This window comes from Enterobacter sp. AC1 (genome assembly GCF_050434705.1).
In the GTDB taxonomy this organism is placed as follows: domain Bacteria; phylum Pseudomonadota; class Gammaproteobacteria; order Enterobacterales; family Enterobacteriaceae; genus Enterobacter; species Enterobacter cloacae_L.
Genome location: NZ_JBNDIZ010000006.1, coordinates 106154 through 129224, shown reverse-complemented (window position 1 = coordinate 129224; position 23071 = coordinate 106154). Strand labels below are relative to the sequence as shown.

At 58.6% G+C, this 23071-nt stretch carries 19 protein-coding genes; 11 read left to right on the top strand and 8 right to left on the bottom strand.

Going from position 1 to position 23071, the window contains the following annotated elements; translation table 11 throughout:
- Positions 1–111: 111 nt before the first annotated feature.
- The 3 genes from M2433_RS17300 to lsrR all read right to left on the bottom strand — a co-directional run bounded on the left by M2433_RS17300 (position 112) and on the right by lsrR (position 4942).
- Complete coding sequence (locus M2433_RS17300) at positions 112–2133, bottom strand: FAD-dependent oxidoreductase (RefSeq protein WP_429055881.1); 2022 nt, start codon at positions 2131–2133, stop codon at positions 112–114.
- Positions 2134–2340: 207 nt separating this feature from the next.
- A complete protein-coding gene (gene lsrK, locus M2433_RS17295; protein WP_429055883.1) occupies positions 2341–3939 on the bottom strand; it encodes an autoinducer-2 kinase in 1599 nt (532 codons plus the stop codon).
- A gap of 34 nt (positions 3940–3973) precedes the next feature.
- The gene (gene lsrR / locus M2433_RS17290; RefSeq protein ID WP_010435856.1) at positions 3974–4942 is read right to left on the bottom strand and encodes a transcriptional regulator LsrR; all 969 of its coding nucleotides are present in this window, start codon (positions 4940–4942) and stop codon (positions 3974–3976) included.
- Positions 4943–5157: 215 nt separating this feature from the next.
- Here lsrR and lsrA point away from each other — a divergent pair, with 215 nt between their 5' ends.
- Genes lsrA through lsrG form a run of 6 tightly spaced genes read left to right on the top strand, consistent with a single transcriptional unit; the run spans position 5158 to position 10843 of the window.
- Positions 5158–6645, top strand: coding sequence for an autoinducer 2 ABC transporter ATP-binding protein LsrA (gene lsrA / locus M2433_RS17285; RefSeq protein ID WP_429055885.1), 1488 nt, complete (start codon positions 5158–5160; stop codon positions 6643–6645).
- On the top strand, positions 6642–7673 hold the full coding sequence (lsrC, locus tag M2433_RS17280) for an autoinducer 2 ABC transporter permease LsrC (protein ID WP_429055886.1): 1032 nt from the start codon (positions 6642–6644) through the stop codon (positions 7671–7673). The genes lsrA and lsrC overlap by 4 nt, the downstream gene beginning before the upstream one ends.
- Complete coding sequence (gene lsrD / locus M2433_RS17275; RefSeq protein WP_429055888.1) at positions 7674–8651, top strand: autoinducer 2 ABC transporter permease LsrD; 978 nt, start codon at positions 7674–7676, stop codon at positions 8649–8651.
- A gap of 1 nt (position 8652) precedes the next feature.
- Positions 8653–9654, top strand: a complete 1002-nt coding sequence (gene lsrB, locus M2433_RS17270; RefSeq protein WP_429055890.1) for an autoinducer 2 ABC transporter substrate-binding protein LsrB — start codon at positions 8653–8655, stop codon at positions 9652–9654.
- Between the two features lie 11 nt (positions 9655–9665).
- The gene (lsrF, locus tag M2433_RS17265; protein WP_429055892.1) at positions 9666–10553 is read left to right on the top strand and encodes a 3-hydroxy-5-phosphonooxypentane-2,4-dione thiolase; all 888 of its coding nucleotides are present in this window, start codon (positions 9666–9668) and stop codon (positions 10551–10553) included.
- Complete coding sequence (lsrG, locus tag M2433_RS17260; protein WP_003862606.1) at positions 10550–10843, top strand: (4S)-4-hydroxy-5-phosphonooxypentane-2,3-dione isomerase; 294 nt, start codon at positions 10550–10552, stop codon at positions 10841–10843. The genes lsrF and lsrG overlap by 4 nt, the downstream gene beginning before the upstream one ends.
- A gap of 31 nt (positions 10844–10874) precedes the next feature.
- Here lsrG and M2433_RS17255 read toward each other — a convergent pair whose 3' ends face one another.
- Together M2433_RS17255 and M2433_RS17250 are read right to left on the bottom strand one after the other, a co-directional pair.
- Positions 10875–11828: a hypothetical protein gene (locus M2433_RS17255; RefSeq protein WP_429055894.1), complete on the bottom strand. Its 954-nt coding sequence runs from the start codon at positions 11826–11828 to the stop codon at positions 10875–10877.
- Positions 11829–11900: 72 nt separating this feature from the next.
- Positions 11901–12587, bottom strand: coding sequence for a B3/B4 domain-containing protein (locus M2433_RS17250; protein WP_429055896.1), 687 nt, complete (start codon positions 12585–12587; stop codon positions 11901–11903).
- A gap of 42 nt (positions 12588–12629) precedes the next feature.
- Here M2433_RS17250 and M2433_RS17245 point away from each other — a divergent pair, with 42 nt between their 5' ends.
- Complete coding sequence (locus tag M2433_RS17245; RefSeq protein ID WP_429055898.1) at positions 12630–13232, top strand: helix-turn-helix domain-containing protein; 603 nt, start codon at positions 12630–12632, stop codon at positions 13230–13232.
- A gap of 85 nt (positions 13233–13317) precedes the next feature.
- Here M2433_RS17245 and ygjG read toward each other — a convergent pair whose 3' ends face one another.
- A complete protein-coding gene (gene ygjG / locus M2433_RS17240; protein ID WP_429055899.1) occupies positions 13318–14697 on the bottom strand; it encodes a putrescine aminotransferase in 1380 nt (459 codons plus the stop codon).
- A gap of 435 nt (positions 14698–15132) precedes the next feature.
- Between ygjG and M2433_RS17235 the strand changes: the two genes are divergently transcribed.
- Both M2433_RS17235 and M2433_RS17230 read left to right on the top strand, forming a co-directional pair.
- Positions 15133–16653, top strand: a complete 1521-nt coding sequence (locus tag M2433_RS17235) for a methyl-accepting chemotaxis protein (protein WP_429055900.1) — start codon at positions 15133–15135, stop codon at positions 16651–16653.
- A gap of 336 nt (positions 16654–16989) precedes the next feature.
- Positions 16990–18549, top strand: a complete 1560-nt coding sequence (locus M2433_RS17230) for a methyl-accepting chemotaxis protein (RefSeq protein WP_429055902.1) — start codon at positions 16990–16992, stop codon at positions 18547–18549.
- On the opposite strand, the gene M2433_RS17225 is transcribed toward M2433_RS17230, so the two are convergent.
- Positions 18546–19040 (bottom strand): PadR family transcriptional regulator, encoded by a 495-nt coding sequence (locus M2433_RS17225; RefSeq protein ID WP_063432343.1) that lies wholly within the window; start codon positions 19038–19040, stop codon positions 18546–18548. The genes M2433_RS17230 and M2433_RS17225 overlap by 4 nt on opposite strands.
- A gap of 147 nt (positions 19041–19187) precedes the next feature.
- Here M2433_RS17225 and M2433_RS17220 point away from each other — a divergent pair, with 147 nt between their 5' ends.
- Positions 19188–19952 (top strand): siderophore-interacting protein, encoded by a 765-nt coding sequence (locus tag M2433_RS17220; protein WP_429055904.1) that lies wholly within the window; start codon positions 19188–19190, stop codon positions 19950–19952.
- Here the strand turns inward: M2433_RS17220 and M2433_RS17215 are convergent, their stop codons facing one another.
- Positions 19953–21122 (bottom strand): hypothetical protein, encoded by a 1170-nt coding sequence (locus tag M2433_RS17215; protein WP_059310539.1) that lies wholly within the window; start codon positions 21120–21122, stop codon positions 19953–19955.
- 261 nt (positions 21123–21383) lie between these two features.
- On the opposite strand from M2433_RS17215, the gene M2433_RS17210 reads away from it, so the two are divergent.
- Positions 21384–23060, top strand: a complete 1677-nt coding sequence (locus M2433_RS17210; RefSeq protein ID WP_429055906.1) for a ShlB/FhaC/HecB family hemolysin secretion/activation protein — start codon at positions 21384–21386, stop codon at positions 23058–23060.
- Positions 23061–23071: the final 11 nt, after the last annotated feature.

Below are 23071 nucleotides of genomic sequence, written 5' to 3'. Positions count from 1 at the left end.
ATGTGCGGCCTGATGCCCTCACCCCAACCCTCTCCCACAGGGAGAGGGGGCAAATACTAAAAACGGCAACGGGGTTGCCGTTTTGCTTTTACCCTGCCGCCCGGCAATGCCCTAGATCGCCAGAGCCAACTTCGTCCCCTGCGCAATTGCCCGCCGCGCGTCCAGCTCCATCGCCACGTCGCACCCGCCAATCAAATGCACCGTTTTACCGGCTTCGCGCAGCGGATCCGCCATATCGCGCTTCGGCTCCTGCCCGGCACATAAAATGACATGATCCACGCGCAGCAGGTGCGGCTCGCCGCCGATCGTGACGTGCAGGCCCTCGTCGTCGATCTTCTGATAGCTCACCGCTGGGATCATCTTCACCCCGCGCGAGAGCAGGGTGGCGCGGTGGATCCAGCCCGTGGTTTTACCCAGCCCTTCGCCCGGCTTGCTGGCTTTACGCTGGAGCATCACGATCTGGCGCGGGCTTTTCGGCAGTTGCGGCCCTTCCGGGCGTAGCCCGCCGGACTGGTTCAGGCTGGTGTCGATACCCCATTCCACGCAAAACTCGGCAATGTTCTGGCTGGTGGCCTCGCCCGGCTGGCTTAAGTACATGGCGGTATCAAAGCCGATCCCGCCGCAGCCGATAATCGCCACCTTCTCGCCAACCGGCGCTTTGTCACGCAATACATCCAGATAGCTCAACACCTTCGGATGATCGATACCCTCGATCGCCGGCATGCGCGGTACGATCCCGCTTGCCAGGATCACCTCGTCGAAACCGATCAGGTCCGCCGCGCTGACAAACTGGTTAAGCCGCAGATCGATGCCTGTAAGCGCGATCATCCGGCGGTAGTAGCGCAGGGTTTCATAGAACTCCTCTTTGCCGGGGATCTGCTTGGCGATATTAAACTGACCGCCAATTTCCCCGGCTGCATCAAACAGCGTCACGCTGTGCCCGCGGGAAGCGGCATTCACCGCAAACGCCAGCCCTGCCGGGCCTGCGCCCACCACGGCCAGGCGTTTTTTACTGACCGCCGCAACGACCGGCATTTTGGTTTCATGGCAGGCGCGCGGGTTAACCAGGCATGAGGTGACCTTGCCGACGAAAATCTGATCCAGACAGGCCTGGTTACAGCCGATGCAGGTGTTGATTTCATCCGCACGGCCGCTTTGCGCTTTGGAGAGCAGTTCGGCATCCGCCAGGAACGGACGCGCCATCGACACCATATCGGCGTCGCCTCGCGAAATCACATCGTCCGCCACCTGCGGATCGTTAATGCGGTTAGTGGTGACCAGCGGAACAGATACTTTGCCTTTCAGCCTGCGCGTCACCCAGCTGAACGCCGCGCGCGGTACCGGCGTGGCGATGGTCGGGATGCGCGCCTCGTGCCAGCCGATGCCGGTGTTGATAATGGTGGCGCCAGCGGCTTCAATCGCCTGCGCCAGCTGCACGGTTTCGACGAAGGTGCCGCCGCCCTCTACCAGGTCGAGCATCGACAGGCGGAAGACGATAATAAAATCAGCGCCCGCACGTTCGCGCACGGCGCGCACGACCTCCACGGCAAAACGCATGCGGCGGGCATAGTCGCCGCCCCATTCGTCGTCGCGCTGGTTGGTGCGGGCGGCGAGGAACTCGTTAATCAGGTAGCCTTCTGAGCCCATCACCTCGACGCCGTCGTAACCCGCCTCGCGCGCCAGCGCCGCACAGCGGGCGAAGTCGTCAATCAATGCCAGGATCTCGTCGTGGGTGAGGGCGTGAGGTTTAAAGCGGTTAATCGGCGCCTGAAGAGCCGACGGCGCGACAAGGTTCGGCTGGTAGCTGTAGCGTCCGGTGTGCAGGATTTGCAGGGCGATTTTACCGCCCTCGCGGTGGACCGCGTCGGTCACCATGCGGTGGTGCGGCAGCTGTGACGCATCGTTCAGGACCGCGCCGCCCTCCATGCCGACGCCGGAAGGGGCAGGGGCCACGCCGCCAGTGACTATCAGCGCCACGCCGTGGCGCGCGCGCTCGGCGTAGAAGGCCGCCAGACGCTCGGCCCCGTCCGGATGCTCCTCCAGCCCGGTGTGCATCGAGCCCATCAACACGCGGTTTTTGAGTGTGGTGAACCCCAGATCGAGGGGGGCGAATAACGACGGGTAGCGGCTCATAGTCTCTTCCAGTGTAAAATTATTGTTATGTGGTCGGATGAGTTACTAATTTAGCCAGCGGCAGCGGAAAGGTAAAAGCGGGATCGAATGATTGTGATAGATCTCAAAGAACTTCATCCTTCACCCTAACCCTCTCCCCTAAGGGGAGAGGAGACTGGCCGGTGCGGCCTTAAAGAATTGGCTCGATCGGGTTTTTTCCCTCTCCCCTTAGGGGAGAGGGGCAGGGTGAGGGGTGTGGGTTTTTACCAGCCCCGGCGCCTGCCACATCGACGTCGTCAACCCGCTGTCCACCAGCCCAAGCTGATCGGCGTACACCGCCTGCCACTTCTGCATCATGCCGTCGTACAGCTCGCGGTGCTGCGGGTTCGGCGTGAACTCGCGGCTCCACTTCACCAGCCGCTCGCCCGTCGAGGCCATATCCGCAAATAGCCCCGCGCCCGCGCCTGCCGCAATTGCGCAGCCCAGCGCCGTCGCCTCTTTCACTTCCGGCACGCGCACCGGCAGCCCGGTGACGTCGCTTAAAATTTGACTCCACAACGCCCCTTTGGCCCCGCCGCCCGCAAACACCAGGCTCTCAAACGTCACGCCGGAAAAGCGCGAGATCTGCGCCAGGTTGCAGGCCGAGACGATCGCCGCGTTCTCCTCCAGGGCGCGGAACAGCGTCGCTTTGTTGCACTTTTCCGGGTCGATGGAGAGGTTAATAAACGACGGCGCGGCGTGGTACCACTGCTTAAAATGCATCGCGTCAGAGAAGATCGGCATTACCCCGTGGGAGCCTGCCGGCACGCGGCTGGCCATCTCTTCCATCAGGGAATAGGTGTCCATGCCCATCCGCTCGGCAATCAGCTTTTCCTCGGCGCAGAAGGCGTCGCGGAACCAGCGCATGGTCAGCCCGGTAAAGAAGCTGATCGACTCAGCCTGCGCCATGCCGGGGATAACGTGCGGGTTCACGCGGATGTTCATCTCGGGATCGGTGCGCACCTGCGGCAGGTTCACTACCTGCTGCCAGAAGGTGCCGCCCAGCACCGCCGTCTGCCCGGCGCGGACCACGCCCAGCCCAAGACAGCCCAGCTGCACGTCGCCGCCGCCCATCACCACCGGTGTGCCCTCGCGCAGGCCGCTCTGCTGCGCGGCCTCTTTGGTGATAGCGCCCAGCACGGTGCCGGTCTCTTTCACCGGGGAGAGGATATCGGCGCGCAGGCCGGCCATGTCGAGCAGCGCCGGCCGCCAGTCTCGGGAGAAGAGATCGAGCATGCCGGTGGTGCCGGCGTTAGACGGGTCGACCGCCAGCTCGCCCGAGAGCTTCGCCGCCAGCCAGTCGCTGATCATGGTGATGGTGGCGGCCTTGCGGTAAATATCCGGGCGATGGTGTGCCAGCCACAGCAGGCGCGGCATGGCGCTCAGGGCAAGAGTTTGCCCGGAGACGTCATACACCTCGGATTCAAAACGGTCGTCGTGGATCTCTTTGAGTTCGGCCACCTCGCGGCTGGCGCGGGCGTCGACGTTGGCGCAGGCCCAGATGGCCTCGCCGTTGCGGTCGTACAGCACGATCCCTTCGCGCATCGAGCAGCAGGCGACGGACTGAATATCCGCCGCGCTCAGGTGCGCACGTTCCAGCGCCTGATAAATACACTGGCAGGCCAGCCGCCAGTTGGTCTCCAGGTCGAACTCCATCGAGCCCGGCACGTTCTCCACGCTCAGGTGTTTCCACTCGGCCTGACCGACGGCAATCTGGTTGCCCTGTAAATCGAAAATCACGGCGCGAACGCTGCCTGTCCCTGCATCTAACGCTAAAAGGTAACTCATGAGCTTGCCTCGTTGTTAGCGCAGGGCAACCCCGTTACGTCAGGGCCAGCACCGCGCGGGCTGTCGTCTCCTCCGTCACCAGGCCATTGATACGGCGGCCCTTCAGTGCGGCATAAATCGCATCGGCTTTCTCTTCTCCTCCGGCCACGCCAACGATGGTGGGCAGCTGCGCCAGTTCATCGAGCGTGACGCCCAGCAGTTCTTTGTGGATCTCCAGCTCCTCGACGCATTCACCTTCGGCATTGAGGAAATAGCCGAGAATATCGCCGACCGCGCCTTTGCGGGCGTACATCAGCTGCTCGCCTTCGCTGATATAGCCGGAGCGCAGGATGGTTGCGTCACGGCGCTGGTTCACCGAACCAATGCCGACCACCGCCACGTCGGCTGCGGTGGCGGCGAGGATCACGTCCCGCACGCTGGTTTCACGTTTTAAGATCCCGGCCACCTCGGCGGATGACACGCGAAGCGGGGCGGGGATCATGCTGACGCTGCAGGCCGCGTCCAGCTGGCCGATACCGGTCATATACGGCCCCACGCCGCCGGAGAGCGTCACCAGGCGGATCTGCTGCGAGCTGATAAAGCCGCTCAGATGCTGCAGGCTGCTCATGGTGGTTTCACCAAACCCCACCGCCAGCAGCTGGCCGGGCTCCAGTACGCCCATCAGCGACTGCGCGGCGCCAATGCCCAGCCGCACGTTCATCGGCGGGGTATTCAGGGCGGGCATGACACGCACCAGCTTCAGGCCAAAGCGCTGCTGGAGCTCGGTTTCCAGCGCCAGGCAGCCCTCGTATCGGGAGTTGATCTGCACCCGGATCACCCCGGACTGACGGCCTTTCTCCAGCAGGCGGGAGATCTTCAGGCGCGGCAGCCCGAGTCGCTCGCCGATATCGTTCTGGGTCAGCCCGTCGTGGTAGTAGCACCAGGCCACGCGGGCCACCAGCTCCTCTTCCGCCAGCGCCAGCCCGGCAAACCGTCCTTCTTCCGCAGTGCGTTTATCGCTCATAGTTGAACTCTTATAAAAATTTAGATCATATGTTCGTGATGGCGCGAAGGGAAAATGTGAGCCACGCGACAAAACGGATCTTTTAGATCGTTTCTGGTTTATCTGTATCTCAATCGATAAAACTGTGATCCCTGCACGGTTGTAAATATAGTTCACCGTCTACGCTTTTGAACATTATTGAATCTAAAAATCATTTGTTCAATAGCGGAGCGATGATGACCTCACTTCTTGAAGCGCGAAATATCAGCAAGCAGTTTTCCGGCGTGCCGGTTCTAAAAGGCATTGATTTCACGCTGCTTGCGGGCCAGGTGCACGCGCTGATGGGCGGTAACGGCGCGGGAAAATCGACGCTGATGAAGATTATCGCCGGGGTGGAAACGCCGGACAGCGGTGAACTTACTGTCGAGGGGCAGTCATATGGGCGGCTCACGCCCGCGCAGGCGCACAGGTTAGGCATTTACCTGGTGCCGCAGGAGCCGCTGCTGTTCCCCAACCTGACGGTGCGGGAAAACATCCTGTTCCGCCTGCCGCGCGAACGCGATCTGGAAAAGCGGCTGGCGGAGAAGCTCCAGCAGCTGCAGTGCCCGCTTAACCTCGACGCCGCCGCCAGCACCCTGGAAGTGGCGGATCAGCAGATGGTCGAGATCCTGCGCGGATTAATGCGCAACGCCAGGATCCTGATCCTTGATGAACCCACAGCGTCGCTCACGCCGGGCGAAACCGAGCGGCTGTTTCGCCAGATCCGCGCCCTGCAGGCGCTCGGCGTGGGCATTGTTTTTATTTCGCACAAGCTGCCGGAAATTCGCATGCTTTCGAGCCACGTCTCGGTGATGCGCGACGGCGCGGTGGTGCTCAGCGGCGAAACGGCACACTTTGACGATAACGCCCTCATCGCCGCCATGACGCCGGTGAGCCGGGAGAAAGGCTTGAGCGACGCGCAAAAGCTGTGGCTGGCGCTGCCGGGCAACCGCCGCACGCAGCCGCAGGATTTTCCGGTGCTGCGGGTGGACGATCTTACCGGGGAGGGGTTTATCGATCTGAGCCTTGAGATCTACGCCGGGGAGATCGTCGGCCTGGCCGGTCTGGTGGGATCCGGGCGCACCGAGTTTGCCGAAACCCTTTACGGCCTGCGGCCGGTACGCGGCGGGCGGATCTGGCTGGAAAACCAGGAGATCACCGGCGATCCGGTCAGTTCACGCCTGGACAAAGGGCTGGTCTACCTGCCGGAAGACAGGCAGGTGTCCGGCCTGTTCCTCGACGCGCCGATCCGCTGGAACACCGTGGCGCTGAACGAGCCGTCTCTCTGGCAGCAGCGCAGGCGGGAGACTGCGGTGGTGGAGCGTTACCACCGGGCGCTGGGGATCAAGCTTAACCATGCGGATCAAACCGTACGCACGCTCTCCGGCGGTAACCAGCAGAAGGTGCTGCTGGCGCGCTGCCTGGAGGCCAATCCTTTACTGCTGATCGTCGATGAACCGACGCGCGGCGTGGACGTGGCGGCGCGCGCCGATATCTATCAGCTGCTCAAAAGCGTGGCGGCGCAGAACGTGGCGGTGCTGATGATCTCAAGCGATCTCGATGAGTTCCCGGGCCTCGCGGACCGCGTGCTGGTGATGCACCAGGGCGTACTCAGCGGCGAACTGCCGCGCCACGCCGTCAGCCTCGACCGGATGATGGCGCTGGCGTTCGGAGGACAATCATGAAGATCTTACTGAGAAACCGCGAGCTGAGCGCCTTTCTCGCGATTCTGGCGCTGTTCGCCGTGCTGGTGGCGCTGAATCCGTCCTACCTGAGCCTGCAGACGCTGGGGATGATCTTCGCCAGCTCGCAGATCCTGATCCTGCTGGCGCTCGGCGCCGCGCTGGTGATGCTGACCCGCAATATTGACGTCTCCGTCGGCTCTACCGTCGGGCTTTCGGCGATCGCCGTCGGCGTGGCGCTGAACAGCGGCTACAGCCTGCCCGTTTCCATACTCTTCGCGCTGTCGATTGGCGCGCTGGCGGGGGCGTTCAACGGTTTTCTGGTGGTGGGGCTGCGCATTCCGGCGATTGTCGCCACCCTCGGCACGCTGGGGCTGTACCGCGGGGCGATGCTGCTCTGGACGGGCGGGAAGTGGATTGAAGGACTGCCGCCAGCGTTAAAATCCCTCTCTGAGCCTGCCGCCATCGGCATTTCACCGCTCGGAATAGTCGTGTTGATTATCGCGGCCACAGGAGCGTGGACGCTGTCGCGCACCGCGTTCGGTCGTGATTTCTATGCCGTGGGCGATAACCTTGCCGCCGCGCGCCAGCTGGGCGTGGCGGTGAACCGCACCCGCATGATTGCCTTTACCCTGAACGGCATGCTGGCGGCCTGCGCCGGAATTGTCTTTGCCGCGCAGATTGGCTTTGTGCCGAACCAGACCGGCAGCGGGCTGGAGATGAAGGCCATTGCCGCCTGCGTGCTCGGCGGCATTTCACTGCTGGGCGGCACGGGCACACTGGTTGGCGCGCTGCTCGGCGCCTTCTTCCTGACCCAAATCGACACCGTGCTGGTGCTGTTCAGGCTCCCGGCGTGGTGGAACGACTTTATCGCCGGGCTGGTGCTGCTGGGCGTGCTGGTGCTCGACGGGCGCCTGCGCCAGGCGCTGGCGCGCCACCAGCGGGCGCTGAAGTACGGCCGCTTCCAGCCGGGCAACAGAGGGGGAAAGCACGTTACCCCCTTTCCCAAACGCAAAAAAGAGGTGGCGTAAATGAGGCTTAACTGGGAAAGCGCGCTGCTCATTTTACTGGTGCTGGAGATCCTTCTCTTTGGCGCCATCAACCCGCGCATGCTTGATATCAACATGCTGCTGTTCAGCACCAGCGACTTCATTTGTATTGGCATCGTGGCGCTGCCGCTCACGCTGGTGATTATCAGCGGTGGGATCGACATCTCCCTCGGCTCGACTATCGGCCTGTGCGCCATTGCGCTGGGCGTCATGATGCAGGCGGGGTGGCCGATGGCGATTGCCATCCCCCTGACGCTGCTGCTGGGTCTGCTCTGCGGGCTGGTGAATGCGGCGCTGATCCACTACACCGGCATCAGCCCTCTGGTGATTACCCTCGGCACGCTCTACCTCTACGGCGGCGGGGCGCTGCTGCTCTCCGGCATGGCGGGCGCGACGGGCTACGAGGGCATCGGCGGCTTCCCGGACAGCTTTACCGCGTTCGCCAACCTTACCGTTTTAGGGCTGCCGATCCCGCTGGTGCTGTTCGCGGTGATTACGTTTTTCTTCTGGCTGATTACCCATCGCGGGCGCTTTGGTCGTCACCTGTTTTTAATCGGGCAAAACCCGCGCGCAGCGCGCTATGCGGCGCTGTCGGTGAACGGCATGCCCTATGCGCTGTACGGCCTGGTGGGCGTGGCCTCGGCGGTTGCCGCGCTGGTGATGGTCTCCTATTTCGGCTCAGCGCGTTCGGATCTGGGGCGCGATCTGCTGATGCCAGCCCTCACCGCCGCCGTGCTCGGCGGGGCCAATATCTACGGCGGGTCAGGTTCGGTTGTCGGTACGGCGCTGGCGGCGCTGCTGGTGGGCTACCTGCAGCAGGGTTTACAGATGGTCGGCATACCTAATCAGGTGTCGAGCGCGCTGTCAGGGGCGCTGCTGGTTGTGGTGGTGATGGGACGTTCGCTGAGTCTGCACCGTGAATGGGTGCGATCTTTCTTTAGAAAACTATCCGGAGCGTAAGATGAAAACAAAACTGTTCGTCCTGGCAATGGCCCTCAGCTTCGCCTCGGCGCAGGCGGCGGACCGCATTGCATTTATCCCAAAACTGGTGGGGGTCGGCTTCTTCACCAGCGGCGGCAACGGCGCGAAAGAGGCGGGGAAAGATCTCGGCGTGGACGTCACCTACGACGGCCCAACCGAGCCGAGCGTCTCCGGCCAGGTGCAGCTCATCAATAACTTCGTCAACCAGGGCTATAACGCCATCATCGTCTCCGCCGTATCGCCGGACGGCCTCTGCCCGGCGCTGAAGCGCGCGATGCAGCGCGGCGTCAAGGTGCTGACCTGGGATTCCGACACCAAGCCGGAGTGCCGCAGCATCTACATCAACCAGGGGACGCCGGAACAGCTCGGCGGCCTGCTGGTGGAGATGGCGGGCAAGCAGGTCACCAAACCGAATGCCAAAGTGGCGTTCTTCTACTCCAGCCCGACCGTTACCGACCAGAACCAGTGGGTGAAAGAGGCGAAGGTCAAAATTGAGAAAGACCATCCCCAGTGGCAGGTCGTCACCACGCAGTTTGGCTATAACGACGCCACCAAATCCCTGCAAACCGCCGAAGGGATCTTAAAAGCGTATCCGGATCTGGATGCCATCATCGCGCCGGACGCTAACGCGCTCCCGGCCGCCGCGCAGGCGGCAGAAAACCTGAAGCGGGAAGGGGTGGCGATTGTCGGGTTCAGTACGCCGAACGTGATGCGTCCGTACGTTGAGCGCGGCACGGTAAAAGCCTTTGGCCTGTGGGATGTCGTACAACAGGGCAAAATTGCGGTCAATGTCGCCGATCGCCTGTTGAAAAAGGGCGATCTTAACGTGGGCGACAGCGTGGACGTAAAAAATATCGGGGCGCTGAAGGTCGAGCCGAACAGCGTGCAGGGCTACCAGTATGAGGCGAAGGGCAACGGCATCGTGCTGTTGCCGGAGCGCGTGGTGTTCACCAAAGAGAACATCAATAAATACGATTTCTGACGGGGGAGCAAATGGCTGATTTAGACGACATCAAAGACGGTAAGGATTTTGGCATCGGCACGCCGCAGCAGAATGTGCCGTTCACTTTGAAAGGCTGCGGCTCGCTGGACTGGGGCATGCAGTCCCGGCTGGCGCGCATCTTTAACCCGCAAAGCAACCGCACGGTAATGCTGGCCTTTGACCACGGCTATTTTCAGGGGCCGACCACCGGCCTTGAGCGTATCGATCTCTCCATCGCGCCGCTGTTCGGTGAAACCGACGTGCTGATGTGTACCCGCGGCATCCTCAGGAGCCAGGTGCCTGCCGCGACGAACAAACCGGTGGTGCTGCGCGCCTCCGGCGGTAACTCGATTCTTGGCGAACTCTCCAACGAGTGCGTGGCGGTGGCGATGGAGGACGCGCTGCGCCTGAACGTCTGCGCGGTCGCGGCGCAGGTGTATATCGGAAGCCCGTTCGAGCATCAGTCGATCAACAACATCATCAAGCTGGTGGACGCGGGCGCGCGCTACGGCATGCCGACGCTGGCGGTGACGGGCGTCGGGAAAGAGATGGCGCGCGACGCGCGCTATTTCTCGCTGGCCAGCCGCATCGCCGCCGAAATGGGGGCGCAGTTCGTCAAAACCTACTACGTGGACGAGGGCTTTGAAAAAGTGACCGCCAGCTGCCCGGTGCCGATCGTCATCGCAGGCGGTAAAAAGCTGCCGGAGCATGAGGCGCTGGAGATGTGCTGGCGCGCGATTGACCAGGGCGCCTCCGGCGTGGACATGGGGCGCAATATCTTCCAGTCCAGCGCGCCGCTCGCCATGCTGAAGGCGGTGAAAAAAGTGGTACACGAGAACATGAGCGCCCGGGAGGCGTTCCATTTCTGGCAGGAAGAGAAACAGGGAGAAGCACAATGAACGTGACGTTAGTGGAGATCAACATCAAACCCGAGCGGGTGGACGAGTTTCTGGAGGTATTTCGCGCCAACCACGAGGGGGCAATCAAGGAGCCGGGGAACCTGCGCTTTGACGTCCTGCAGGACCCGCGCGTAAAAACCCGGTTCTTTATCTACGAGGCCTATAAAGACGAAGAGGCGGTGCTGGCGCACAAGCAAACCCCGCACTATCTGGCGTGCGTGGATAAGCTCGAGGAATTGATGTCGGAACCGCGCAAAAAGCGCAGCTTTGTGGGGTTGTTGCCGGAGTAAAATATCCCCCTCAGTATGAGGGGATAGATTTTTATTCGATTATTTTTTTTAACATTGCATCGGCAGTATAGTTTTCAATGACTTGAGGATCGACTGCTGGGATGGCTTTGTTTAAAAAAGTATGTAATTTTTCAGGGTTGTCATGTCCCCAAATAAATATTCTGTCTTGATCATAGAAAGGTGATTTATTTATTTCAAGGTTGGTAGTTATTAGTTTTTTATTATAAAATAAAGCTTCAAGAGCTCTTAATGTTAAGCCAATCTGACCTGGTCTGTTGATCTCAATAAGAACATCAGCATGTTGAGTTTTTGATAGGTTATCAAAATAATCGATTTTTTTATTTTTGCAATAGGGAGGCAAAACTATTTCGTCATTAGATATTAGGTTAAAATCAATGTCATAACCATAGTTTTTAATTAGGTTATATATTTCCTTGATTTTTTCCTCTCGGTAATTATCATGAGCACCAACATAGTAGCAAATTTTATTCGTTGTGCATGTCAGAGATTTTATATCGTACTGATCGCTCGTGAAGCTAAGAAAGGGTGGCAGATAATTAAGGTTATATATATTGCAGTCACCTTGATCAAAACTGTATATTTTATCGAAAACGTTTGATATTTCATCAAGATAATTTTTATTCGGTCCCAAAAGTCCTTTTGCCATCATATTAGTATTAAGTTTTTCAATAGTATCCCTCAGTACTACAATTTTTCTTGATGGGACGTGAGAGAGTAATTTTATAAGTGGCAAAGTACTATACCCATTACATACGATTAAATCATCTTTACCGATGTTTTTAAATTTTAGCCAGCTATGTAATTTGTTATGCGCGTTTTTAAAGAATTCCCATGGGATTTTTTTGTTCAGCGACTTATAATTACGTAAAACATGATTAATTAATTTGACATCATGGCTTTTGGCCAAGTTCTCAATCATTAATTTACCGTAATCGGCATTCCATTCTAAAAAATAAACACGCATTTTTTTTACCTTCATGTTGTATGAGATAATTTTACAAAAAGATGTTCATACGGAGCAAGATAAAATTAGGCATTAAAATTCCAATAATTGGCTGTATGTTGTGGCCCCCGGCATCAGCCGCTGCAGGCTATCCACCAATTCCTCTCCCGCCTCTTCCAGCGCCGCAAGCGGCATTGACGGCAGGCTCTCAAGAATAAACCACATGGTTTGCGCCTGGCTGTCCAGACGCGTCCGTATCCCCTGGCGCCAGTTCCAGCGGCGGCAGGTGACGCCGAGATCGTCGCGCCAGATAACCTCGCCCGGTTCCGGATGTTCCACCACCGGCTGTCCCTCTTTGAAGGTATCAAACGGCTCGCTGCCGTCGGCCAACGTCAGACGCGGCGCGCCTGAATAAGCCGCGAGATTTTCGCCGCCAACCGGAATGGCGTAGCGAATGCTCACCGCGTTATAAATATCCACCACCGGGTCCAGCGGCGGCAGCGAGCCGTCTTTCAGCACCCGCTTACGCAGGGCGGATGCCGAGCAGGGCGTGCGTTTCGGTTTCGCACCGAAGGCTTTAAACACCTCATCCCAGCCTGAAAGGTGTGCAGCAGCCCATGGCACATCATCATTAAGCATCTGCTGGCAGGCCTGCGCCAGCGCGGCAGCCGCCACCTCCGGGTGGGTAATCGGCGCAGCTTCAACCAGAATGCTCAGCGCCCGAAAGCCTGGGGCAATCCCGGCAAGACGCGAGTCTATTGACGGCGTAACGAGAGACATAAATAATCCTGTATTGACTGTTTTATACCATGGTAGTGACCAATGACTGATAAAGTCAATATAATGACTACGCAGGGCGCCGACGTTGCCCAGGTAAGCCTGGCCGTGGCGAACCGCATCCGCAACTGGCGGAAAGAGAAAAAACTGTCGCTGGACGAGCTGTCCCGCCGCGCCAGCGTCAGCAAAGGCATGCTGGTGGAGATCGAAAAGGGCGCTGCCAACCCCAGCATCGCCATTTTGTGCAAGCTGGCCGCCGCGCTCGGGATCTCAGTGGCGGATATCGTTAACGTCTCCAGCGAGCCGCAGGTGCACGTTATCGAAGAGGCTGCAATTCCGGTGCTGTGGCAGGGCGCACGGGGCGGTTACGCCAGGCTGCTGGCGGGCACCGCAGGCCCGGATATGATTGAGCTATGGCAGTGGGAGATGCAGCCGGGAGAGCGCTTTACCTCTTCGGGGCATCCGGCGGGAACCTTTGAGCTGCTGCACGTGAACGAAGGGATGTTAACCCTGACGGTGGACGAGACGCTAACGCAGGTTGCTGCCGGGGCGTCGGCGGTGGCGAAAACGGAAGCCGCGCACGGCTATGCCAATGAAGGCGTTACTGTACTTCGCTTCACCATGACGGTGGCGGAGTTTCACCGATAAAAAGCAGCCCGGTGGCGCTACGCTTACCGGGCTAACATATGCAGTATTTGGTAGGCAGGGTAAGCGTAGCGCCACCCGGCGTTGATTACGCCTCTTCCACGCTCACGCGCAGCGCTGCCAGCGCTTTGCGTGCCGCTTTCAGCACCTGCTCACACTGCTCAATGGTCAGCGTCAGCGGCGGTTCAATGCGGATGGTTTTCGAGTTGTTCAGCGTGCCGGCCACCAGCACCCGCTGGCGGAACATCTCGCTCGCGAAGCTGTAGCCGATTTCGTTATCAACAAACTCAATAGCCATCAGCATCCCTTTGCCGCGCGCCTCCTGAACCAGATCCGGATATTCACGCCCCAGCTGGCGGAAGCCGTCCAGCAGCATGTCGCCTTTCTGCTCCGCCTGCGCAGGCAGGTTTTGATCCAGCAACACGTTGATGGTCGCCAGCGCTGCCGCACAGGCCAGCGGGTTGCCGCCAAAGGTGGTGGTATGCAGGAACGGGTTGTCGAACAGCACCGAGAAGACCTCTTCGGTTGCAACCGTCGCACCAATTGGCATAACGCCGCCGCCCAGCGCTTTCGCCAGGCACAGGATGTCCGGCTGAACGTTCTCGTGCTCGCAGGCAAACATCTTGCCGGTGCGACCCATCCCGGTCTGGACTTCGTCGAGGATCAGCAGCGCGCCAAACTCATCGCACAGCTGACGCACGGCAGGCAGATAGCCCTGCGGGGGGAGGATCACGCCGCCTTCTCCCTGGATAGGTTCCAGGATCACCGCGGCCACGTCATCGCCGGTTTTACGGCATTCAGTCAGCACGGTGCGCATGGCGTTGATGTCGCCGAACGGCACGTGGCGGAAGCCCGGCAGCAGCGGCTTAAACGGTTTGCGGAAGGTGGATTTAGCGGTAGCGGACAGTGCGCCCAGGGACTTACCGTGGAACGCGCCGCTGGTGGCGATAAAGGTGAATTTCCCGCGCGGCGACTGGTACGCTTTGGCGAGCTTAATCGCCGCTTCGACCGATTCCGTGCCGCTGTTGCTAAAGAAGCTGTATTTCAGCTTGCCGGGCGTTAAGGCCGCCAGCGTTTTCGCGAGCATGGCGCGAAGCGGGTCGAGCAGCTCCTGGCTATGGAGAGGTTGTTTCGCAAGTTGATTCTGTACGGCGGAAACCACAACTGGATTACGGTGCCCCACGTTGAAAATGCCAAAACCACCCAGGCAATCGATAAACTCCTGTCCCTGGGTGTCGACAAGCGTGTTAAGACTCCCCGCTTGCCACTCTACGGCTCCGTAATCCCCGCCGGCGGTAACAGATTTGCGATACTCCAGAAAACCAGGATTGACGTGCTCTTTAAAGTAATCGATGACCTCTCGGTTAAGTTGTTTCATCTCCTCATGATCGAGCGTTCGCTTTTCAATGAGATTCAGTGCGTGCGCGGTACAGGCAAGAGCCGAGGCGCTGGAAGGTAACCTGTTCAAAATATGCTCCCGGGGATCGCGTATCACATGATACTGAGTTAAGTATTGCAGGGATTACGCCACTTCAGATGCCTTATCGAAAATCGGGATAAACGCCAGGTTAAAATAATGTTGCACAATATTTAATCATGCCGATACAACCGAAACGGGATTTAGCGGGACACGCCAGAGCGCATCAAGAAGGGATGAAAGGGGCGGCTGCACTAAAGCAGTGCATGTGCTGCGACTTTAGCGAGCATTAACTAATCCTACTTTGTGGGTAATTTCTTAGTGAAAGTATTTGAAATCAATGAATTATAAAATCGTACAAAAAGTATGGTTTAAGTCAAATCTGCGATCTTCATCAAGTTTAACAACTAAAGATAAATTGTTTACCGCCGAAATAACAATGACCCACAAAATTAACATTCAAATAACCTGCAAGGGATGCCCACGATGTCCTCTCCAACCTATGTCACCCAGAATGAATATCCTCTGGACGATGACACCACCTTAATGTCTACCACTGACGTCCACAGCTACATCACCCACGCCAACGACACCTTTGTGCAGGTGAGCGGCTACCCGCTCGATGAGCTGACGGGCCAGCCGCACAATATGGTGCGCCACCCCGATATGCCAAAAGCCGCGTTTGCCGATATGTGGTACACGCTGCAGCAGGGCGAGCCCTGGAGCGGGATCGTCAAAAACCGGCGTAAAAACGGCGACCACTACTGGGTGCGTGCTAACGCGGTGCCGATGGTGCGCCGCGGGCAGGTGACGGGCTATATGTCGATCCGCACGAAGGCCACAGCGGAAGAGATTGCCGCCGTGGAGCCGCTCTACCGGGCGCTGAATGCCGGGCGCTGTAAAAAACGTATTCACAAAGGTCTGGTGGTGGGAAAGGGCTGGCTGGGTAAACTGCCGGCCATGCCGCTGCGCTGGCGCGTGCGCGGCGTGATGGCGGCGCTCTTTGCCCTGCTCGCCGCCTCGCTGGTCGCGACCAATGCAGGCTGGACGCCGCTCGCCGCTGCCGCGGTGGTGATGTTGTTGGGGACGCTTCTGTTTGAGCAACAGATTGTCCGCCCTGTAGAGAATGTGGCGCGACAGGCGCTGAAGGTCGCAACCGGCGAGCGCAACAGCGTGCAGCATCTGAACCGCAGCGACGAGCTGGGGCTGACGCTGCGCGCGGTAGGGCAGCTGGGCCTGATGTGCCGCTGGTTGATCAATGACGTCTCGAGTCAGGTGGTGAGCGTGCGGGACGGCAGCGACAGGCTGGCGCAGGGCAATGAAGATCTCAACGATCGTACGCGTCAGACCGTGGCCAACGTGCAGCAGACCGTCGCGACAATGAACCAGATGGCCGCTTCCGTTCAGAGTAACTCTGAAACCGCCGCCGAGGTGGACAAACTCTCGGTCGCCGCCAGCGGCGCGGCGACGAAAGGGGGCAACGCGATGCAGACCGTCGTCAAGACCATGGATGACATCGCCGACAGCACGCAGCGAATTGGCTCGATTACGTCCCTGATTAACGATATCGCTTTCCAGACCAATATTCTGGCGCTGAATGCGGCCGTTGAGGCGGCAAGGGCAGGGGAGCAGGGGAAAGGTTTTGCCGTGGTCGCGGGCGAAGTTCGCCATCTCGCCAGCCGCAGCGCCAGCGCAGCGAATGATATTCGTAAACTGATTGATGCCAGCGCCAGCAAGGTACAGTCCGGCTCCGAGCAGGTTCACGCCGCAGGCCGCACGATGGATGATATTGTCGAGCAGGTGAAAAACGTGACGCAGCTGATCGCTCAGATCAGCCACGCGACGTCCGAGCAGGCAACCGGGCTGTCAGAGTTAACCCGCGCGGTGGCCGAGCTCGACAGCATCACGCAGAAAAACGCCGACCTGGTCGAGGAGAGCGCGCACATTTCTGCGATGGTGAAACACCGCGCCGGACGTCTCAAGGATGCCGTGACCGTGCTCCATTAAGCCGTCATGTTCCGGAAAAGCCGTTTATACCGTAAGGCATAAGCGGCTTTTCTATTCTCTAGATGTGACTATTAATGAGGTTTGTTGTTAACTTAATATTAAATAACTAAAAAAAGTGCCTCAGTTATTTATTCCCGCCTAAGTCAATTCTTCAGAATGCTATTTCGAAAAAACCCCGTCAGGTGGTCTGGTAACGATCGATGGAGCAATATTAATAGCCTCTACCTATCCATTGTGAGGGTTATGAAATAAAAAAACGATCAAAGTCATAAAGTTAGCGAATTCGTTACCGATAACAGCGATCGTCTGAGAAATAATCACATCGATGGAGAAAATATGTTCCTACATGACGTAAAGATCGGCACGAAATTATTTCTGGCGTTTGGGTTCTTTATTGTCCTGATGGCGATCAGCGCAAGCTTGTCTTTGCTGAGTCTGAACCGGGCAAATAATGGGATGCAGTCCATTATTACCAGTGACTATCCAACCACGGTAAAAGCGAACCAGTTAATCGATAACTTCCAGGAATTTATTAGCACTCAACAGCTGATGCTGCTGGACGAACAGGGCACCTACACCGGGCAATCTCAGCAGCACCTGAAAGCGATCAGCGAGCACATCACGGTGATCCTGGGCGAGCTGAACAACGCGCTGCAGGATCAAAAATCTCAGCAGGTGCTGGCGGAAATCCGCAGCGTGCGCCAGCAGTATCTGGACTCGCGCTACCGTATTTTGCAGGCGGTGCAGAACAACAATCGTGCCGGCGCCATTCAGGAGATGATGACCACGACCCTCGCCGTGCAGCAGGCTTACAAAGCGAAGGTGAAGGAGCTGATCGCCATTCAAAACAGCGAGATGCAGAGCGCAGGCGCGCAGGTGGAAGGGGATTTCAGGTCTAACCGCCTGCTGCTGATCCTGATCACCCTCTTTAGCGTCGCGGTCGGCAGCCTGATTGGCTGGTTCATCGTGCGTGCTATCACCCGCCCGCTCGGCGAGGCGGTGCATTTTGCTAAAGCGATTTCAGAGGGCGACCTGACCGGCAGCATCACGCCGCACGGCAAAGACGAAACGGGTCTGCTGCTGCATGCGCTCATGGAGATGAAGACGCGTCTGCTGGACATTGTGCAGCAGGTGCAAACCGGCTCGGAGAATATCTCCAGCGCAGCCGCGCAGATTGTCGCCGGGAACCAGGATCTGGCCGCGCGCACGGAAGAGCAGGCAAGCTCGGTTGAACAGACCGCCGCCTCGATGGAGCAGATCACCGCGACGGTGAAAAACACGGCCTCGCACACCGGGGAAGCGACCAACCTCTCGGCAGATGCCGCCACGGTGGTCAAAAACAACGGCGAGATGATGAAGCAGGTGACCAGCAAAATGCGCCTGATTAACGAGACGTCGAACCGGATGTCCGACATTATCGACCTGATCGACGCCATTGCTTTCCAGACCAACATTCTGGCGCTGAACGCGGCGGTGGAAGCGGCGCGCGCCGGAGAGCACGGTCGCGGCTTTGCGGTGGTGGCCGGTGAGGTGCGTCAGCTTGCCCAGAAGAGCGCGTCGTCTGCCAGCGAAATCCGCGAGCTGATTGAAAGCTCAACCAGCCAGACCCAGGACGGGATGAACCTGGTCGAGAAAGCGAGCGCGCTGATCAACGGGATGGTGGGCAACGTGGAGGAGATGGATGCGATCCTGCGCGAGATCCGCCAGGCCAGCCATGAACAGACGGAGGGGATCTCCCAGATCAACAGCGCGATTGGCCTGATTGATGCCACCACCCAGCAAAACTCCGCGCTGGTGGAGGAGTCCGTGGCGGCGGCGGCCTCGCTTAACGAACAGGCGATGCACCTGAAAGAGCTGGTACGCGTCTTCCGCGTGAGCGAGCACGCCCCGGCTTAATCCAGCTGGGAGATCTCCAGCGCCGCGCGGTCAATCACCCCGACGATTTGCCTGAGCTGCGCGTCGCTGAGCTCTCCCTGATTCACCTTCAGGTCTAACACCGCTTTGAAGTTATCCAGCGCCCGCTTCATCTGCGGGTTTTTGCGCAGCTGAAAGCCGACGGAACGCGCTTTGATACGTGCCCGTATGTTCTCAAGCTGCTCCTGGTTTTCATCCAGCCACTGCTGGCCCGCAGCGGTAATCGTAATTCGCTTACGCCCGCTCTCTTCTTCCGTAATAGCGATAAACGTCTGATCCTGAAGATAATCGAGGGTCGGATAGATCACCCCAGGACTGGGGGTGTAATTCCCCTGCGTCAGGTTCTCTATCTCTTTGATCAGCTCATAGCCGTGGCTCGCGCTGCGGGTCAGGATGTCCAGAATCACCAGCCGCAGGTCGCCGTGGCCAAAAAAGCGCGGTCGGCGCCCGCCGCCGTCGTGTTCATGTCGCATAATATGCCCTTCAATTTGATATATCTAAACTATATCTAAGATATATTCAGATGCAATCTAAAAGATCTTGCATTTTTTCTTATTAGTAATCATTATCATTTGAAAATTGATTTAGATATATCGTATTCACCAGAGAAGGGGCTAAAAATGGCATCTACCCGTTACCCACAGCGCGTTCGTAATGACCTGCGTTTTCGCGAGCTGACGGTGCTTCGCGTTGAGCGCGCCAGCGCGGGTTTCCAGCGCATTGTTTTAGGCGGCGAGGCGCTGGAGGGCTTTAGCTCCCGCGGGTTCGACGACCACACCAAAGTCTTTTTCCCGGCGTCCGGGGCAACGTTTGTTCCGCCGGTGGTTACCGATGAAGGCATCGAGTGGGGCGACGGCGTGCGTCCGCAGGCGCGCGACTATACGCCGCTGTACGATGAGGCCCGTCATGAGCTGGTGCTTGATTTCTTCGTTCATGACGGCGGCATCGCCAGCCGCTGGGCGGTTGAGGCGAAAGTGGGCGACAGGCTGACCATCGGCGGCCCGCGGGGTTCGCTGGTTGTGCCGGAGGATTACGCCTGGCAGCTGTACGTGTGCGATGAATCCGGCATGCCCGCCCTGCGTCGGCGCTTAGAGGGCATTGCTAAACTGCCGGTTCGCCCGGAGGTTCATGCGGTAGTGACGGTTGGAGACGCGTCTTATAAGGAGTATCTGGCGCACCTGAGCGCGTTCGACATCACCTGGGTGGTGGGCCACAGCGAGCAGGCGGTAGCCGACCATCTGGCGGCGCTGAGCGTCCCGGCGGATGACTACTTCATCTGGCTGACCGGGGAAGGAAAGGTGGTGAAAACGCTGAGCCGTCAGTTTGAAACCGACGCGATTGACCCTCAGCTGGTGCGTGCCAGCGCATACTGGCACGCCAAATAGTCACGCGGCGGAATCCAGCTGCGCTTCGTTCACCTGATGTTCGAGCGAGGCGCGGACCTCGTGCAGCGCTTTCTCCTGCTGAGCGAAGTACGCTTCCATATTGCTCAGCGACGAGACCAGAAGCCAGGACTCCTCTTTCTCAAGCTCCGCCAGCTCGTTCACTAAAATGTCGATCTGCTCGCGCACCTGCGCCATTTTTTTGCGGATACGTTCCAGATCGTTCAGCCTGTCGCTGGCCATCAGCGGCTCGAAGCCCTGCTGCAGTCGGGCCACCAGAGAGCGAATGGATTTAACGTCGCCGCGCTGCTTCGCCTGGTTGAGCTGCACCATCATCGCGTTAGCTTCTTCTTTCAGGTCGTCCGCCACCAGATCAGGGTGGCAGAGCTTGCTCGCCTGTCGCCAGAGACGCTTCAGCTCGTTCCGATCTTCTTCCGAGAGATCTTTGCCCTTGCGCAGCCGCACTTCGGCATCGTGATGCTGCTCGCGATACTTCTCGTACTCTTCGTTGGCCTCGTCGCGGGCCTGCCGCGCGGGCTCCTCCTCGCGCGTTAAGCCGCTCTCCAGCTCCAGCGCCTCGGCCAGCAGGTTGGCAATCAGATCGCTTTGCTGCTCCAGATGCTTGCGCGCCTCGGCGGCCTGTACGGAATCCGCAGGGAGATCGCGCCAGCGCTGGGTCAGCGTCGCCAGCACCTCGACCGCCTGCGCCATATAGCGCTGGCAGCGGCGATAATCTTCCTCGCGACGACGCGCCTCCGCCTGCTGACGGCGCAGGTTCAGCTCCGCCAGGGTTTTACGCAGGGCGAGGATCTGCTGCATCAGGGGACCCAGGCGGGAGAAATAAAGATCGTTGAATTCGTCAAGCTGCTGCACCCGCGCGTTGCGGCGGTCTATCAGATCGCGCAGGCGCTCTTCCAGCGCCTTCAGCTCCAGCTTGCTGGCAGCCACCTGCGGGTCGCGCCACGGGGTAACCGCGCGCTGGCCCTGCAGCCAGGCGACGATGGCCGCCATCGCCGCGGTGTAGTTCTTCTCCTCAAGCGCCACGACGATTGCCTGTAGCTCATCGTCAAACGCTTCATTTTTCAGGCGTGTCAGCTGGCTGTGGATGATGTCGTCATCTTCCAGCTCAATGGCATTTTTAATGATTTCTAGCCGTTTGATCGGTGTGCTCATGATGCCTTTCGCTTTGGCGCTTAAGTATTTGAGTTAAGGATAGTTGTGGTCAACGCTACAGGAAATAATACACACGGATGATGATCGGCGCGATGGGGGATTTCTTTAATATTGCTTCGTATTTATCCCTGCAAAAATCTGAAAATGCGCCAGAAATATCCTTATCTTCTTTATTGATATTTACACTATTTACTTTTTGAAATAAGTTGCTCGTTTTTTAACAGTCAAGTTTGAAAGCGGACTTTGAGCGGAGAGTAAATAGTGTTAGGGAAAACATCAGCACGCACGCTGCTGACAGCCATCGTGTTACTGGTGCCAGGCATCGCACTCGCCGCCCCGTTGTCGCCGGCCGACCGCAATACCATTCAGCAGCAACAGCAGCAGCTGCTGGATGAAAACCAGCGCCAGCGTGAAGAACTGGAGCGCAGCGTGGTGTTACCGCGTCCGGCTCAGCCCGACAGTACCGCGACCCCACAAGGCCCCTGTTTTGCTATCTCGCGCATCGAACTGACGGGTGCCAGCCTTCTCTCTCCGTTAGCTAAAGAACGGCTGGTTGCGCCGTGGCTGAATCAGTGCCTTGATATTGCCCGTTTAAATACCCTGACTAACGCCGTGTCTGACTGGTACATCAGCCGGGGCTATATCACCAGCCGTGCGTTTTTGACCGAACAGGATCTCTCCGGTGGTGTTCTCCAGCTCGCGGTTCTGGAAGGTAAGCTCCAGCAAATACGCCTTGAAGGCGTTCCGGCGCGCACCCTGAACATGACCTTCCCCGGGCTCGAAGGAAAAATTCTCAACCTGCGCGATATCGAACAGGGGATGGAGCAACTCAATCGCGTGCGCCAGACGCCGGTTGAAATAGAAATATTGCCCGGCGACAGGCAGGGCTACTCGATCGTTAATCTGACGGCTACGCCTGAATTCCCGCTCAGCGGAACAGTGAGTTTCGATAACAGCGGACAAAAGAGTACCGGGACCGGGCAGCTCAGTGGCGCGGTGTACGGCAATAACCTGCTGGGTCTGGCGGATAAGTGGTTTGTCAGCGGCGGGCGCAGCAGCGATTTTTCGAATAGCCATGATGCGCAGAATTTTGCCGCCGGGGTCAGCGTACCTTACGGCTATGGCTTGCTGGACTACAGCTACAGCTGGAGCAACTACCTCAGCACCATCGACAATAACGGTTATCTCTGGCGTTCGACGGGGGATACCGAGACGCACCGCCTGACGGGCTCCTGGGTGCTGTTCCGCAATGGCGATATCAAAACCGGCGTGTCGGCGGGCCTCACGCACCGTATCAACCATAACTATCTCGACGATGTTCTGCTGGCCACCAGCAGCCGCAAACTCTCCAGTTTCTCACTGGGCCTTAACCACACGCAAAAAATCGCTTCCGGCGTGGCGACCCTGAACCCGACCTTCACTCAGGGGGTACCGTGGTTTGGCGCAGAAGATGATAACGACAAGCATGGCGATGTGCCGAAAGCAGAGTTTCGCAAATGGAGCGTGAACGGAAGCTTTCAGCGCCCCGTTGCGGACAGACTGTGGTGGCTGACCAGCGTCTACTTTCAGTGGTCGCCGGACCGGCTGTACGGCAGCGAGCGGCTGACGCTGGGTGGCGAAGCCTCCGTGCGCGGCTTTAAGGAGCAGTACATCTCCGGCGATAACGGCGGCTACTGGCGAAATGAGCTGAATTATTCGCTCTTTACGCTGCCGTGGGTAGGGGATGTCGGCCTGCTGGCGGCAATCGATGGCGGCTGGCTGAAGAAGGACGGTTTCGACCGTTACGCCTCCGGCACGCTGTGGGGCGCTGCACTGGGTCTTACGACGGCTCATCGTAACTACTCAAGCCAGTTTACCGTTGGCACACCGATGGCGTACCCGGACTGGCTGGGGCCGGACCACCTCACGATTTATTACCGCGTATCAGTGGCTTTCTAAGGGACAGGGAT

Coding starts and splice junctions, on each gene's coding strand:
- M2433_RS17235 (WP_429055900.1), top strand. CDS start 15,133: ATGTCCTCTCCAACCTATGTCACCCAGAATGAATATCCTCTGGACGAT.
- M2433_RS17230 (WP_429055902.1), top strand. CDS start 16,990: ATGTTCCTACATGACGTAAAGATCGGCACGAAATTATTTCTGGCGTTT.
- lsrR (WP_010435856.1), bottom strand. CDS start 4,942: ATGAGCGATAAACGCACTGCGGAAGAAGGACGGTTTGCCGGGCTGGCG.
- M2433_RS17255 (WP_429055894.1), bottom strand. CDS start 11,828: ATGCGTGTTTATTTTTTAGAATGGAATGCCGATTACGGTAAATTAATG.
- M2433_RS17245 (WP_429055898.1), top strand. CDS start 12,630: ATGACTGATAAAGTCAATATAATGACTACGCAGGGCGCCGACGTTGCC.
- lsrB (WP_429055890.1), top strand. CDS start 8,653: ATGAAAACAAAACTGTTCGTCCTGGCAATGGCCCTCAGCTTCGCCTCG.
- lsrG (WP_003862606.1), top strand. CDS start 10,550: ATGAACGTGACGTTAGTGGAGATCAACATCAAACCCGAGCGGGTGGAC.
- M2433_RS17300 (WP_429055881.1), bottom strand. CDS start 2,133: ATGAGCCGCTACCCGTCGTTATTCGCCCCCCTCGATCTGGGGTTCACC.
- lsrK (WP_429055883.1), bottom strand. CDS start 3,939: ATGAGTTACCTTTTAGCGTTAGATGCAGGGACAGGCAGCGTTCGCGCC.
- lsrA (WP_429055885.1), top strand. CDS start 5,158: ATGACCTCACTTCTTGAAGCGCGAAATATCAGCAAGCAGTTTTCCGGC.
- lsrF (WP_429055892.1), top strand. CDS start 9,666: ATGGCTGATTTAGACGACATCAAAGACGGTAAGGATTTTGGCATCGGC.
- M2433_RS17215 (WP_059310539.1), bottom strand. CDS start 21,122: ATGAGCACACCGATCAAACGGCTAGAAATCATTAAAAATGCCATTGAG.
- M2433_RS17225 (WP_063432343.1), bottom strand. CDS start 19,040: ATGCGACATGAACACGACGGCGGCGGGCGCCGACCGCGCTTTTTTGGC.
- lsrD (WP_429055888.1), top strand. CDS start 7,674: ATGAGGCTTAACTGGGAAAGCGCGCTGCTCATTTTACTGGTGCTGGAG.
- M2433_RS17220 (WP_429055904.1), top strand. CDS start 19,188: ATGGCATCTACCCGTTACCCACAGCGCGTTCGTAATGACCTGCGTTTT.
- M2433_RS17250 (WP_429055896.1), bottom strand. CDS start 12,587: ATGTCTCTCGTTACGCCGTCAATAGACTCGCGTCTTGCCGGGATTGCC.
- lsrC (WP_429055886.1), top strand. CDS start 6,642: ATGAAGATCTTACTGAGAAACCGCGAGCTGAGCGCCTTTCTCGCGATT.